The sequence below is a fragment of the Kribbella sp. NPDC004536 genome (genome assembly GCF_042873835.1).
GTDB lineage: Bacteria > Actinomycetota > Actinomycetes > Propionibacteriales > Kribbellaceae > Kribbella.
The window spans coordinates 104,959-118,968 of the sequence record NZ_JBIALY010000004.1 but is presented as its reverse complement, the minus strand read 5'-3'; the positions used below and the strand labels follow the sequence as shown (position 1 = coordinate 118,968).

Annotated in this window: 15 protein-coding genes; 10 read left to right on the top strand and 5 right to left on the bottom strand. The window is 68.2% G+C overall.

Annotated features, from left to right (window positions below):
- Window positions 1–79 precede the first annotated feature (79 nt).
- Both ACFYRU_RS33815 and ACFYRU_RS33810 read right to left on the bottom strand, forming a co-directional pair.
- Entirely contained in the window at window positions 80–985 is a 906-nt protein-coding gene (locus tag ACFYRU_RS33815; RefSeq protein WP_387666381.1) for a M56 family metallopeptidase, read from the bottom strand.
- Window positions 982–1,365, bottom strand: coding sequence for a BlaI/MecI/CopY family transcriptional regulator (locus ACFYRU_RS33810; RefSeq protein WP_387666378.1), 384 nt, complete (start codon window positions 1,363–1,365; stop codon window positions 982–984). Before ACFYRU_RS33810 ends, ACFYRU_RS33815 begins: the two co-directional genes overlap by 4 nt.
- A gap of 82 nt (window positions 1,366–1,447) precedes the next feature.
- Between ACFYRU_RS33810 and ACFYRU_RS33805 the strand changes: the two genes are divergently transcribed.
- From ACFYRU_RS33805 to ACFYRU_RS33775, 7 genes are all read left to right on the top strand, one after another.
- Window positions 1,448–2,851, top strand: a complete 1,404-nt coding sequence (locus ACFYRU_RS33805; protein WP_387666375.1) for a cytochrome ubiquinol oxidase subunit I — start codon at window positions 1,448–1,450, stop codon at window positions 2,849–2,851.
- Between the two features lie 10 nt (window positions 2,852–2,861).
- Window positions 2,862–3,842 carry a cytochrome d ubiquinol oxidase subunit II gene (cydB, locus tag ACFYRU_RS33800; RefSeq protein ID WP_387666372.1) on the top strand — a complete coding sequence of 327 codons (981 nt, stop codon included), beginning with the start codon at window positions 2,862–2,864 and terminating at the stop codon, window positions 3,840–3,842.
- Entirely contained in the window at window positions 3,839–5,464 is a 1,626-nt protein-coding gene (gene cydD, locus ACFYRU_RS33795) for a thiol reductant ABC exporter subunit CydD (protein ID WP_387666369.1), read from the top strand. Before cydB ends, cydD begins: the two co-directional genes overlap by 4 nt.
- Window positions 5,461–7,074 (top strand): thiol reductant ABC exporter subunit CydC, encoded by a 1,614-nt coding sequence (gene cydC / locus ACFYRU_RS33790; RefSeq protein WP_387666366.1) that lies wholly within the window; start codon window positions 5,461–5,463, stop codon window positions 7,072–7,074. Before cydD ends, cydC begins: the two co-directional genes overlap by 4 nt.
- A 67-nt stretch (window positions 7,075–7,141) precedes the next feature.
- A complete protein-coding gene (gene ftsY / locus ACFYRU_RS33785; RefSeq protein WP_387667442.1) occupies window positions 7,142–8,299 on the top strand; it encodes a signal recognition particle-docking protein FtsY in 1,158 nt (385 codons plus the stop codon).
- A gap of 59 nt (window positions 8,300–8,358) precedes the next feature.
- Window positions 8,359–8,766, top strand: coding sequence for a YciI family protein (locus ACFYRU_RS33780; protein WP_387666363.1), 408 nt, complete (start codon window positions 8,359–8,361; stop codon window positions 8,764–8,766).
- Complete coding sequence (locus ACFYRU_RS33775) at window positions 8,744–9,949, top strand: RNA polymerase sigma factor (protein ID WP_387666361.1); 1,206 nt, start codon at window positions 8,744–8,746, stop codon at window positions 9,947–9,949. The genes ACFYRU_RS33780 and ACFYRU_RS33775 overlap by 23 nt, the downstream gene beginning before the upstream one ends.
- On the opposite strand, the gene ACFYRU_RS33770 is transcribed toward ACFYRU_RS33775, so the two are convergent.
- Both ACFYRU_RS33770 and ACFYRU_RS33765 read right to left on the bottom strand, forming a co-directional pair.
- Window positions 9,946–10,905, bottom strand: coding sequence for an asparaginase (locus ACFYRU_RS33770; RefSeq protein WP_387666358.1), 960 nt, complete (start codon window positions 10,903–10,905; stop codon window positions 9,946–9,948). The genes ACFYRU_RS33775 and ACFYRU_RS33770 overlap by 4 nt on opposite strands.
- Before the next feature lie 14 nt (window positions 10,906–10,919).
- Window positions 10,920–11,495: a helix-turn-helix domain-containing protein gene (locus ACFYRU_RS33765; protein ID WP_387666355.1), complete on the bottom strand. Its 576-nt coding sequence runs from the start codon at window positions 11,493–11,495 to the stop codon at window positions 10,920–10,922.
- A gap of 51 nt (window positions 11,496–11,546) precedes the next feature.
- On the opposite strand from ACFYRU_RS33765, the gene ACFYRU_RS33760 reads away from it, so the two are divergent.
- From ACFYRU_RS33760 to ACFYRU_RS33750, 3 genes are read left to right on the top strand one after another with little or no spacing between them, the layout of a single operon-like run.
- On the top strand, window positions 11,547–12,503 hold the full coding sequence (locus ACFYRU_RS33760) for an NAD(P)/FAD-dependent oxidoreductase (RefSeq protein WP_387666353.1): 957 nt from the start codon (window positions 11,547–11,549) through the stop codon (window positions 12,501–12,503).
- Between the two features lie 26 nt (window positions 12,504–12,529).
- On the top strand, window positions 12,530–12,973 hold the full coding sequence (locus ACFYRU_RS33755; RefSeq protein ID WP_387666350.1) for an RNA polymerase sigma factor: 444 nt from the start codon (window positions 12,530–12,532) through the stop codon (window positions 12,971–12,973).
- Window positions 12,970–13,158 (top strand): hypothetical protein, encoded by a 189-nt coding sequence (locus ACFYRU_RS33750; RefSeq protein WP_387666348.1) that lies wholly within the window; start codon window positions 12,970–12,972, stop codon window positions 13,156–13,158. Before ACFYRU_RS33755 ends, ACFYRU_RS33750 begins: the two co-directional genes overlap by 4 nt.
- 29 nt (window positions 13,159–13,187) lie before the next feature.
- Here the strand turns inward: ACFYRU_RS33750 and ACFYRU_RS33745 are convergent, their stop codons facing one another.
- Window positions 13,188–13,712 (bottom strand): TetR/AcrR family transcriptional regulator, encoded by a 525-nt coding sequence (locus ACFYRU_RS33745; protein ID WP_387666346.1) that lies wholly within the window; start codon window positions 13,710–13,712, stop codon window positions 13,188–13,190.
- Window positions 13,713–14,010: the final 298 nt, after the last annotated feature.

The window sequence follows — 14,010 nt, the reverse complement described above, 5'->3', positions numbered from 1 at the left end:
TCGTCACCATGGTTGTTCTGTTGGTTCTGTCGGGGCTGGTGCTCCTGGCCGTCGCGCGAGGCGAGGGCAAACGGTTCGGTTAGCTGACCGCGTCCACGATCGCCTTCACGATCGGCGCGGCGACGGTGATCGTGGGCAGGACCAGTAGCGCTGCCGCGGCCGCGTAGGTGACCGCGGACAAAGCACGTTCGTTGCCGGCGGGACCTGCGAGGCGTTGTACCCGTAGTACTGTCGCGGACTTGGCTGCGGCCAGCGCCGCGTCGGGCGCAGGTGCTCCAGCAAGAGCAACCAGTGCGCGCGCGAGAGGCCGTGCGCCGTTGCGGCGGCGGGCGTCGTCGTCTGCGAGCAGCTCGACCAGCGTGCGCGCCTGCTCGAGTGCTACGTCGCTCCGCACCCAGCGGGGGAAGGCGTGGTGCAGTGCGGTGAACTCCTCGAGCACGAGGTCGTGCCGTGCACGCAGGTGCGCCTGCTCGTGTGCCAGTACTGCCTTGAGTTCGCTGTCGTCCAGGCGATCCAGTGCGCCGACCGAGACGACAACACGGGCTCCACGCAGTGCAGGCAGGCAGTACGCGAGCGGTGTCTCTTCGGCCAGTACGCGCAACCCCGGGATGAGTCCGTCCGGTGTTGCTAGTACGTCGACCAGGTCGCGGTGCCGTTTACGTCTGGCCCTGGTACCGACCGCGACGCGTCCTTCGGCCCAGAGCAGCCGTACGACGACCAGGGCAACCATGGCGAGGATCAGTGCGGCCAGTAGGTCCCGTGGCGACGACGGGTCGAACCGAGGCTGACCGGGCCGTCCAGCGATCCAGTACGACAACGAGATGCCCGCACCGAGCGCAGCCAGTACCGCGGCCAAGGCGATTGACTGCCAGAGGATCACGGCAGCGCGGGGGACCCGGTAGGGCCAGTTGGAACGAGCCAGCAGAGCCGGAGCCGGGCCGGTCAGTACCAGCGCCAGGACGGCCAGCAGGACCGGGGCAGTCACCCCTGCTCGTCCAGACGGGACAGAGCGTCGCGGAGCAGCGCAGCCTCTTCGTCGGTGACCTGGCCGACAAAACGGACCAGGGCCGCACGGCGGTCGCCGGCCTTGTCCAGAGCGTCCCGCATCAGGTCCGCGGCCAGTTCCTCGCGGGGCGCGGCCGCCCGGTAGCGCCAGGCCTTGCCGTCGCGCTCGCGCTCGGTCAGCTTCTTCTTCGCCAGCCGGTCCAGAACGGTCATCACGGTGGTGTACGCGAGCTCACGCGTGCTGGACAGCTGCTCGTGGACCTCGCGCACGGTCAGCGCTGCCGGAGCCGCCCAGAGCTGTTCCATCACCAGGCGTTCCAGGTCACCCAGGGGACGCGGTGCCTTCTCCTCACTCGCCACGCGATCAGTATAACTACAGGTCGTAGTAGATCTGGGGTAACATCTACTACGTAACGTCGTAGATGGGCTGGGAGGCCTTCCGATGGACACCCTGGACCTGGCGCGGTGGCAGTTCGCGATCACCACCGTGTACCACTTCTTCTTCGTGCCGGTGACGATCTCGCTGGTCGCGATCACCGCCGGCCTGCAGACCGCGTGGTACCGGACCGGGAAGGAGAAGTACCTCCGGCTGACCAAGTTCTACGGGAAGCTGTTCCTGATCAACATCGCGATGGGCGTGGTCACCGGCCTGGTGCAGGAGTTCCAGTTCGGGATGAACTGGAGCGACTACTCCCGGTTCGTCGGCGACGTGTTCGGTGCGCCGCTGGCGCTCGAGGGGCTGCTGGCGTTCTTCCTCGAGTCGACGTTCATCGGCCTGTGGATCTTCGGCTGGGAACGGCTGCCGAAGCTCGTCCACCTCGGCTGCATCTGGATGGTCGTACTCGGCACGCAACTCTCGGCGTACTTCATCCTGGCCGCCAACTCGTGGATGCAGAACCCGGTCGGCTTCCGCTACAACGCCTCGCGGGGCCGGGCCGAGCTGACGGATCTGTGGGCGGTGCTGACCAACAAGGTGGTCCTGGTCACCTTTCCGCACACGATCTTCGCCGCGTTCATGGTCGGCGGGGCGTTCGTCGCCGGCGTTGCGCTGTGGCACCTGATCCGGCGGCCGTCCGTCGACCGGGACGTCTTCCGGAGCGCTCTGAAGATCGGCGCCTCGGTCGTCTTGGTCGCCAGTGTCGGTGTGGCGATCAGCGGTGACCTGCAGGGCAAGGTGATGACCGAGGTGCAGCCGATGAAGATGGCGGCGGCCGAGGCGCTGTACGAGACCGAGAAACCGGCGTCGTTCTCGGTGTTCACCGTCGGCACGCTGGACGGGTCGAAGGAGATCTTCTCGATCAAGGCGCCGTACCTGCTGTCGTTCCTCGCGACCGGGCACTTCGGCGGCGAGGTGAAGGGCATCAACTCGCTGCAGGACGCGTACGAACAGCTCTACGGCCCGGGCTCGTACAAGCCGAACATCCCGCTGACGTACTGGACGTTCCGGCTGATGATCGGCGTCGGGATGCTGTCCGCCGCGATCGCGCTCTGGCTGCTGTGGACGACCCGCCGCGGCCGCGCACCGGCGCGGTGGCTGATCTGGGTCGCGGCCCCGCTCCCGCTGTTGCCGCTGATCGCGAACACGTTCGGCTGGATCTTCACCGAGACCGGGCGGCAGCCCTGGCTGGTGTTCGGGTTGTTGCCGACGGCATCGGGTGTCTCGCCGGGCACGACCAGCGGCGAGGTGATCACGTCGCTGGTCGGGTTCACCGCGCTGTACGGCGCGCTCGCGGTGGTCGAGGTCAAGCTGATGCTGCGGACGATCCGCGGCGGCCTGGCCGGGACCGACGCACCACCGGACACCGGGTCGGACCAACCCGACAAACCACTGTCGTTCGCGTACTGAGGGGCTCGAGATGGAACTGACGACTGTGTGGTTCATCGCGATCGCGATGCTGTGGACGGGGTACTTCGTGCTCGAGGGCTTCGACTTCGGCGTCGGCATGCTGCACCGCGTGCTCGGCCGGAACGAGACCGAACGTCGGGCCGCGATCGAGACGATCGGGCCGGTTTGGGACGGCAACGAGGTCTGGCTGATCATGGCGGGCGCTGCGACCTTCGCCGCGTTCCCGGAGTGGTACGCGACGCTGTTCAGCGGGTTCTACCTGCCGTTGTTCTTCATCCTGGTCGGGCTGATCGTCCGCGGCGTCGCGCTGGAGTACCGCGGGAAGCGGGACGATCCGGCGTGGCGGTCCCGGATGGACCTGATGATCGTGGTCGGCTCGGTGCTGCCCGCGCTGCTGTGGGGCGTTGCCTTCGGCAACATCGTGCGCGGCGTACCGCTGGACGACGCGCACGAGTACGTCGGCAGCTTCGGGACGTTGCTGAACCCGTTCGCGCTGCTCGGCGGGCTGACGTTCGTGGCTGTCTTCGTGACGCACGGCGCGATCTTCCTGGCGCTGCGGACGACCGACGACCTGCGGGTCCGCGCGAACCGGCTCGCTACCCGTGCGGGTGTGGTCGCCGCGGTGCTGACGATCGCGTTCCTGGTGTGGGCGCAGTCCATGCGTGGGGACGTCGCGTCGGTCGTGCTCACGGTCGCCGCGATCGTTGCGTTCGCGGGCGGGCTGGTCGCGAACGTACTGCGCCGTGAGGGCTGGGCCTTCGTCGGTACAACGCTCGCGATCGGACTGGCCGTGGTGTCGCTGTTCGTCGCGCTCTTCCCGGACGTGATGCCGTCGACGCTTCCGGGCACTTCCCTCACCGCAGCCGATGCCGCCTCCTCGCCGTACACGCTGAAGGCGATGACGATCATCACGGCGATCTTCCTGCCGCTGGTGCTGCTGTACCAGGGCTGGACGTACTGGGTGTTCCGCAAGCGGGTCGTGGCCGCATGAAGCCGCTCGACCCGCGGCTGCTGCGTCGCGCACGTGGTGCACGGGTGTTCCTGGCTGGGTCCGTGCTGATCGGTGTTGCTAGTGGCGTGCTGATCATCGCGCAGGCGGTGCTGCTGGCCCATGGCATCGCAGGCGTCGTACTGCGGGGCAGCGGGGTCGGTGCGGTCGCGTGGGGTCTAGGGGCTGTGGTGGCTGGTCGGGCGTTGCTGGTGTGGGCGCAGGAGGTCGTCGCGCAACGTGCAGCGGCCACCGTGAAGTCGACGTTGCGTCGGCAAGTGCTGGAGCACTCGTTGAAGCTCGGGCCGGTGTGGCTGAGTAGCGAACGCAGCAGTGCGCTCACAACGCTGCTGACAAAGGGCTTGGACGATCTTGATCCGTACTTCGCTCGCTACCTGCCGCAGCTCGTGCTGGCGTCGACCGTGCCTGCCGGTGTGATCGGGTGGATGGCTACTGGTGATCTGATTGCTGCGGGGACCGTGGTGGTCACGCTGCCGCTGATCCCGATCTTCATGGTGCTGATCGGCTGGGTGACACAGGCGCGTAGCCGCCGTCGGCAGCATGCGCTGGCCGTGCTGGCGCATCACTTCGCGGATGTTGTCGGTGGACTGACCACGCTGAAGCTGTTCGGCCGTGCCAAGGCGCAGGAGTCCGCCGTACGACGGGTGACCGATCAGCATCGGGCTGCGTCGATGGGGAGCCTGCGGGTCGCGTTCCTGTCGTCGTTCGCGCTGGAGTTGCTGGCCAGCCTGTCGGTGGCGCTGGTTGCGGTTGGCGTCGGGCTGCGGTTGGTGGACGGGAAGCTCGGGCTGGAGACTGCGTTGATGGTGCTGATCTTGGCGCCGGAGGCTTATCTGCCGTTGCGGCAGGTCGGGATGCAGTTCCATGCGAGTGCTGACGGTGTCGCGGCGAGCGAAGAGGTGTTCCGTGTGCTGGAGACGCCGCTGCCAGTGCGGGGGGAGCGTTCGGACGTACCTGATCTGCGGGTGACTGCTCTTCAGCTGTACGACGTGGCCGTGACGTACCCGGGCCGTACGGAGCCGGCGCTGGAAGGCTTCGACCTGGAGCTCCACCCTGGTGAGGTGGTCGCACTCACCGGCCCGAGCGGCGCCGGCAAGTCGACGGTCCTCTCGGTCCTGCTCGGCTTCGTCACCCCCGAACGCGGGGTGGTCGTGGCCGGCGGGAGCGCCGCCGACGAGTTCGACCCAGCCGAGTGGCGCCGCCAGTTCGCCTGGGTGCCGCAAACTCCCGGTCTCCGCCTGGGCACCGTCGCCGACAACATTCGCCTGTCCCGCCCCGATGCCACCGACGCTCAGGTCCGCGCCGCCCTCACCACCGCCGGCGCCCCCGACCTCCCACTCGACAAACAGGTAGGCGAACAAGGCCACCAACTCTCCGGCGGCCAACAACGCCGAGTAGCCCTGGCCCGAGCCCTCCTCACCGAAGCCCCCGTCCTACTCCTGGACGAACCAACCGCAGGCCTCGACCCAGCCACAGAAGCCGCAGTTATCCACAGCCTCCGCACCACCGGCAGAACAATCCTCATGGTCGCCCACCGCCCCGCACTAATCGCAGCCGTCGACCGCACAGTCGCCGTGGGGGCACGAGAGTTGGTGAACGCATGAATGGGTTGGAGTTGGCGCGGCCCCGGGGCGGGGCTGGGTGGCGGCTGGGCTTGGCTTTGGTGCTTGGGGTGGGGGCGGCGGGGGCTTCGGTTGGGTTGTTGGCGACCTCGGCCTGGTTGATTACGGCGGCTGCGGGGCAGCCTCCGGTTTTGTTGTTGATGGTGCCGATTGTGGCTGTGCGGGCGTTCGGGGTTGGGCGGGGCGTGTTCCGGTACGTGGAGCGGCTCGTGGGGCATGACGCGGCGTACCGGGTGTTGGGGGAGACGCGCGGGCGGATCACCGGGCGATTGGAGAAGCTGGCGCCACTCAGTGGTCAGCGGAAGGGGGACCTGCTGGCGCGGTTGGTGCTGGATGTGGATGCGGTACTGGACCTGTGGCTGCGAGTGCTGCTGCCTGTAGCAGTGGCCGCGGTGACAGCTGCCGCCACAGTCGCCCTGCTGGCGTTGCTACTACCAGCGGCCGGTGCCGCGGTCGCCCTGGCAGTTCTCGTGGCTTGCACAGTCGTACCGTGGCTCACAGCCCGCAGCGCACAGCACGCCGAGCGCAATCTCGCCGGCGCCCGCGGAGACGTGGCAGCCACCACCACCGAGACACTGCTCACGGCAGCCGACGTACTGGCCTACAACGCTGTAGACACAGTCCTGAAGGACTTCACAGACCGTGACGCCCTCCTGGCGCGGGCGGAACGACGGTCCGCCTGGAGCGCCGGCCTGGGCAGCGCTCTTCTCGTCCTGTGCATCGGCGGCGCCAGCGTCGCAGCCCTCGTCCTCGGCAGTACGGCGAACATCACCGGTGCCGTCTTCGCCGTACTGGTATTCACCCCGCTGGCCCTCGCCGACGTACTCGGCGGAATCCCCGCCGCCGCCCAACTAGCCATCCGCGTACGAGCCTCCCTGGCCCGCGTCCAAGAACTCATGGACACCCCAGTACCAGTAACCGAGCCTGCGAACCCGGTAACGCTCCCACCAGGCCGCGACCTGCACGTGAACCTCCTACGAGTCGGGTACGACGACACCGACGTACTGGACGGCCTCAGCCTCGACCTGCCCGCCGGGAGCCGCGTGGTTATCACCGGCCCGAGCGGTTCAGGCAAGAGCACGCTGGCAGCCGTACTGCTCCGTTTCCTCGAGCCCCGTGGCGGAGAGGTCCTCCTGGACGGCGTAGACCTCTCCAAGCTGGAGGGCGACCAAGTGCGGTCAGTGGTCGGTCTGCTGACCCAGGAGAGCCACGTCTTCGACACGACCATCCGTGAGAACCTCCTCCTCGCCAAGCCCGGCGTGAGCGACTTGCAGCTCTGGAAGGCGCTCTACCGCGCCCGCCTCGGGATCTTCGTCGAGAACCTCCCGGACGGCCTCGACACGATGGTCGGCGAGCACGGCGCGCGCCTGTCCGGCGGCGAGCGGCAGCGGCTCGCGTTCGCCCGCCTGCTGCTCGCCGAGCGCGACGTACTCGTCCTGGACGAGCCGACCGAGCACCTGGACGAGGAGACCGGCCGGGCCTTGCTGGCCGACCTGTTCGCCGCCGCGGGGCAGAGGACGGTGGTCCTGCTCACCCATCGCCCCGAGCTGGTACCCCGTCACGTACCGCGACAGCAGGTTTGCCTGACGTGACGAATGCCTGCGACGGGCCGGGCGTCTGTCAAGATGGGGAACCGTGTTGATCCCACAGCTGATCTCGATGCTCACCGACCAGGCGCTGATCACGATCGTGGTCGTGATCGCGGTCGTCCTGGTTGTCGGTACCACCGGCCTGGTCGTCGCCCGGAGGCGGCGCGGGGAGTTGCCGTCGGCCACCAAGCCGGAGGTCGAGGCCCCGGAGCCCCAGGTCGGCGAGGACGCCGGAGAGCCGCGCGACACACCGACCCGCACGCTCGAGGACACCGAGCTCCCGGAGGCTGCGCCGGCGGTCGAGAAGCCGGAGTCCGCGCAGGGCCGCTTGGTCCGGCTGCGCGCTCGCCTGGCCCGTTCGCAGGGCTCGCTCGGCAAGGGTCTGCTCGCGCTGCTGTCCCGGGACAAGCTCGACGAGGAGGCGTGGGAGGACATCGAGACCACGCTGATCACCGCTGATGTGGGTGTGGCGCCGACCCAGGAGCTGGTCGAGAAGCTGCGCACCAGGATGCGCGTCGAGGGCACCGGCGCCGCTCACGCCCGGGAGATCCTCCGCGAGGAGCTGGTGAGCCTGGTCGATCCGACGATGGACCGGTCGCTGAACGCGAGCCGCAAGGACGGCCAACCCGCGGTCGTCCTGATGGTCGGGGTGAACGGCACCGGCAAGACCACCACCGTGGGCCGGCTCGCGCGGGTGCTGATCGCCGAGGACAAGCGCGTGGTCCTGGGAGCCGCCGACACCTTCCGTGCGGCCGCCGCGGACCAGCTGCAGACCTGGGGTGAGCGGGTCGGCGCGCGGACCGTACGGGGTCCGGAAGGCGGCGACCCGGCCAGCATCGCGTTCGACGCGGTCAAGGAGGGCATCGACGAGGAGGCGGACGTCGTACTCGTCGACACCGCCGGCCGGCTGCACACCAAGACCGGTCTGATGGACGAGCTCGGCAAGGTGAAGCGGGTGATCGAGAAGACCGCCGAGGTCGACGAGGTGCTGCTGGTCATCGACGCCACCACCGGTCAGAACGGCCTCACCCAGGCGCGCGTGTTCGCCGAGGTCATCAACGTGACCGGCCTGGTGCTGACCAAGCTGGACGGTACGGCCAAGGGCGGCATCGTGATCGCGGTCCAGCGCGAACTCGGCGTACCGGTGAAGCTGGTCGGCCTGGGCGAAGGCCCCGACGACCTGGCGCCGTTCGACCCCGAGCAGTTCGTCGACGCGCTGCTGGACTGATGTCGAGAACCGGCCACCGGCTCCGTCCCCGGGTAAACAACCCGTACTAGGAGGACCTGATGACGAAGTTCATGCTGCTGATGAACATGGACGGCGGGAACTGCGACGTCCCGATGCTCGAGTGGGACAAGGCCGACATGGACGCCCACATGAAACACCTGGGCGACAGCATCGAACGGCTGCGCAAGAGCGGCGAACTGGTCGAGGTGAACGCACTGACCTGGCCCAAGCACGCCAAGGTCGTGCGAGCGACGGGCGTGAGCTCCCCGGTCCTGACCGACGGGCCGTACGCGGAGTCGAAGGAGGTCCTGGCCGGCTACACGTTGATCGACGTGGAGTCGGAGGAGAGGGCGTTGGAGATCGCGGCGGAGCAGTCGAGCGCTCCCGGGCCGGGTGGCGTACCGCTGGAACAACCGATCGAGGTCCGCCGGCTGATGGATGCGGATGGCGATCTCGAAGACTACTGACGAGGGGTTCGAGGACCTGCTGCGTGAGCTGACGCCGCAGGTCCTCGGTGCTGTCGTGCGCTGGTCCGGTGACTTCGCCGCGGCCGAGGACGCCGTACAGGAAGCCCTGCTCGCAGCCGCGACCACCTGGCCGCGGGACGGGCGTCCGGACAACCCGAAGGCCTGGCTGATCCAGACGGCCTCCAGACGGTTCATCGACGAAGTACGCCAGCAGCAGGCGCGCCGGCGCCGTGAAGAACGTTCCGCGCTCCGCGAGGTTCCGCTGGGCGAGGTGGAGGAGTACGACGACACCCTCCGCCTGCTGTTCCTGTGCTGCCACCCTGAGCTGACCCCGGCGTCAGCGATCGCCCTGACGCTGAGAGCGGTCGGCGGGCTCACCACAGCCGAGATCGCGACGGCGTACCTCGTGCCGGAAGCGACGATGGCGCAGCGGATCAGCCGTGCCAAGTCGAAGCTCAAGGGCTCGAGCTTCGAGCTCGACACCAACCCGGACCGGCTGCGCAACGTGCTGCACGTGCTGTACCTGATGTTCAACGAGGGCTACACCAGCTCCAGCGGGCCCGAGCTGCACCGGAGTGACCTCTCGAGTGAGGCGATCCGCCTTACGCGGGCAGTACGCGCTCAGCTGCCCGAGGACGGACCTGTGACCGGCCTGCTTGCTCTGATGCTGCTCACCGACGCGAGACGGGACGCGCGGACCGGCAAGGCCGGAGAGCTCGTCCCGCTGGCGGAGCAGGACCGGTCGCTGTGGAACCACGACTACATCACCGAGGGCGTGGAGCTCGCGGTCGAGGCGTTCGACACGCCACCGCTCGGGGAGTACCAACTGCAGGCCGCGATCGCCGCGCTGCACGACGAGGTGGACCGCGCCGAGGAGACCGACTGGCCGCAGATCCTCGCCCTGTACGGCCTGCTCGAGAACCTGTCGGGCAACCCGATGGTGAAGCTCAACCGGGCGATCGCGGCCGCCATGGTCGACGGCCCCGACGCCGGCCTGAAGCTGCTCGAACCGCTGGACGCCGAACTGGCAGGGCACTACCGCCTCGACGCGACCCGCGGGCACCTGTACGAGCTGCGTGGCGACCGTGAGACCGCCGCCGGGCACTTCCGGGCGGCGGCCCGCGGTACGACGAGCCTGCCGGAACGCGACTACCTGATGGGTAAGGCCGCGTCGCTCAGCTAGGCGTACTGCGAGAAGGCCGTCTCGACGTCATCGTCGGTTGCCAAGAGCAACCGAAGTAGCACCCGCGCCTTGTACGGATCGAGGAACCCGCCGTCGATCAGCCCGCGCTGCAACAGGTCCGCTTCCGAACCAGGGGAGTGGTACGTGTTGCGTACGACGGAACCCGCGCCGGTGCGTGACGTCAGTACGACGGGGATCCGCGCGGCCAGCTCGCCGAGCACCGGAGCAAGTGCGGCCGGTACGTGGCCTACACCGTACCCGGCTACAACGAGGCCCTGATGCGTGTCGGACAAACCCTGCAGCAACAGACCGTCGTCGTCCAGCGTGACGGTGTAGAGCGCCACGTGAATGCGGTCGAGTTCAGTGGGTTCAGCACTGCCCTGTACGCCGTCCAGTCGCTGCGGGCGGGTCAGGACTCGCACCTGGTCCTCCACGACGTGTCCGATCGGCCCGGTGTTCGGTGACGCGAAGGTGGCCGTACTCGTGCTGTGCGTCTTCCGGACCCAGCGCGCTGCGTGGATCTCCTCGTTGAAGACGACCAGTGCGCCTAGGTCACGTGCTACGTGGGCACAGGCAACGCGTAGCGCGGCCAGGAGGTTCGCAGGGCCGTCAGGACCGGCCAGGGTCGGGTTGCGCATCGCCCCTGTGAACACAAGCGGTTGCGGGTGCGGCCAGACCAGGTCAGCGAGGAAGGCACTCTCTTCGAGAGTGTCAGTGCCTTGTGTGACCACAACACCCGCTGCCCCGCCGGCCACGGCCTTGGAGGCCGCGTCCACAACCTCGAGCAGCTTGGCTGCGGTCAGGTTGGCACTCGGGACCTTCTCGATGTCCTGGATCTCCACCTGGTGACCCAGGTCGGGCAGCCCAGGCATTGCGGCGGTCAGGTCGTCTCCGGTCAGTCGGTGGCTGCCGGCCATCGAGATCGTTCCACCCAACGTGAACAACGCGACGGTCACTGAGGTGTCTCCTGTCATCTGGTGCGCGCTCTGACGTGCATCCGCTCTCCCTGCGGGCCGTACAGACATAGCACCTCGGCCGGTCCAGGTCCCGGGTTCGAGAACCAGTGCGGCACCCGGCAGTCGAACTCGGCCACCTCGCCCTCGTTGACGACGAAGTCTTGGTCGCCGAGCTTGAGCCGGATCCGGCCGGACAGCACGTAGAACCAGTCGTAGCCCTCATGGGTCTTCTGCACGACGTCGTTGCCCGGGTAGCCCGCCGGAAGAATCATCTTGAACGCCTGCAGCCCGCCCGGCCGCCGGCTCAGTGGGATGTGGATCGTGCCGTGCCGTTTGATCGGCTTGGCGTAGATCCGCGGGTCGCCGGTCGGCGGCGCGTCCACCAGTTCGTCCAGCTGCACCTGGTGTGCGCGCGCCAGTGGCAGCAGCAGCTCGAGCGTCGGCCGGCGCTGCCCGGACTCCAGCCGGGACAGGGTACTCACCGAGATCCCGGTGGACTCCGACAGCTGCGCCAGGGTCGTACCGCGCTCGAGGCGGAGCGCCCGCAGCCGCGGTCCGACCGACTCGAGAACGTCCTCGTCGTTTGCCATACCGGCAACATTACTTGTCGAAAATGAAAACCACCACGCATCCTCGGAAGCATGACGACTCAGACGCAGTACGACGTGATCGTGATCGGCGGCGGTGCGGCCGGACTGAGCGGAGCGCAGGCACTGCTGCGGTCCCGCCGGTCGGTGCTGGTGATCGACGACGGTACGCCCCGCAACGCGCCCGCCGACGGCGTGCACAACTTCCTCACCAGGGACGGCGTACCGCCCGCCGAGCTCTACGCCATCGGCCGCAAGGAGATGCAGGGCTACGGCGGTGAGTTCGTGGACGGGACCGTCACGACCGCAAGGCGCGGCGACGACGGCGGCTTCACAGTTGAAGCCGACGGTACGGCGTACCGCAGCAGGCGTCTGCTGATCACGACAGGTCTCACAGACGTACTGCCCGACGTATCAGGGCTGGCAGAACGCTGGGGCAAGGACGTGGTGCACTGCCCGTACTGCCACGGCTGGGAGGTGCAGGGTCAAGCCATCGGCGTGCTGGCGAGCAGCCCGATGGCCATGCATCAGGTGCAGCTGTTCCGGCAGTTGAGCGACGACGTGACGCTCTTCCTGCACACCGCACCGGAACCGACCGAAGAGCAGTGGGAAGAACTCGCTGCCCGTGGAATCGCTGTGGTACAAGGCAAAGTCGAGCAGGTGGAGGTGACTGACGGCAAGATCACAGGCGTACGGCTGGAGGGCGGCCAGGTCGTCCCGCGACAGGCGCTGGCGGTTCAAACGACTGTTCGCGCCCGTGCCGGGTTCCTGGCCGACCTGGGTCTGGAACCTGCCGTGGTCGAGTCCAACGGGGTAGAGGTCGGTACTGCGATCCAGGTCGACGCCATGGGTGCGACAGCGGTCCCCGGTGTGTTCGCAGCCGGCAACGTGAGCAACCCGATGGCCCAGGTGATGCCCTCCGCCGCGGCCGGGCTGATGGCCGGGGCCGGTATCAACTTCGACCTGATCAACGAAGAGACCCGTCTGGCTGTAGCAGCGCGCAGTAGTTGAGGAGTTCAATAGCTCCGGGAGGGCGGATGCGCGACACGGTCGACCCGGATTTCGCCTCGTTCGTCGATGCACGACAGGCCAGATGGTTACGTACGACGTACCTCGTGTACGGCGACCTGCAACGAGCCGAAGCGGTACTGCTGCACGCCTTCACACAGCTGTCGATGCGCTGGCCGCGGGTGGACGACCCGGATGTGTTCGTCCAGCGCCAGCTCTACCAGCCCGCCCTGCGGCCCTGGAACCGTACGAAGGCGTTCGTGGGCGATGAGGACCAGGTGAAGCTGGCGCTGGGGGAGCTGACACCGGCACAGCGCACGGTGTTCGTACTGCTGCACCTGGAGGAGCTGACGGAGTTCGAGATCGCGGACCTGCTCGGGATGTCGCAGACCGCCGTACACGCCCATGGCCTCAGCGCTCTCGGCCGCTTCCGTACGGCGCTGGGCGCGGGCGACTGGCGGGACGCGCGATGAGACGCGAGGACGTGCCGCCGCTGTTGCTGCAGGCGGGGGCCGACCTGCCCGAGCCCGACCTCGCCGATGCGGCCTGGGCCGGCGGCCTGAAGACACGGCGCAGCCGGCGACGGATGGTGCTGATCGGCGTACTGCTGGTGATCGTCGCGCTGATCGTGGTGTCGGTCGTGATCGAGGCCGGCTAGGTCCGGGCCGGGGCCTCGATCGAAGGTGGTCAGATGTCCAGGTCCAGGATCGCCCGCAGGGTGACGTCGACCAGGCTGTCGGCGTCCTCGATCGGTGGCATCGGCTGCCCGGTCAGTGCCCGGATCACGAACACCCCGGCCAGCCACTCCACCATCAGCACCGGGTCCGCGGTGCTCTTGATCGGTTCGCCCCGCGCCCGGGCGCGCTCCAGCGCCTCCCGGGTCAGTGCGATCCGGCGTTCCAGTACCCCTCGGTAGACAGCGGCCGACCGCTCGTCGCGGTTCGCCTCCGAGACCGCGAGCCGGATCATCGCCCGGCCGCGCTCACTGTTCGCGAAGGCCAGTGCGACCCGGTAGACCTGGCGCAGGTCACCGGCGATCGAACCGGTGTCCGCGTCCGGGATCTCCAGATCGAACAGGTCGGCCATCGCGTCGTTGGCGAGCAGCTCCTTGCTGGCCCACCGCCGGTAGATCGTCGCCTTGCCGACCCCCGCGGCCTCGGCGACGTCGTCCACCGTCATTCCGTCGAATCCCCGCTCCAGCAGCAGCTGCACGGCGTACCTGCGGATCCTCGGCTCCGCTTCCGGGTCCCGTGGTCTGCCGCGGCGCGGCCTCACCCCGTAGTTCGGCTCCATTCTTCGTTCCCCAGGTAGGACGGGTGCAGTGGCGCGGCTGCGGGCCCGTGTGGTCCAGGCCAGAGTGCCACACTCCGGTGCGTAGTGGCCGATGTCACCTCGATGTCACGTGGCGGGCCGGTTTGTCACATGCCTGAAACAAACGGACCGATCGGCTGAAACGGCGCGCCGACACCGTTTGCGGTGTGGCTGGGCGCGGGCTCCCCGGCGTTGTGGA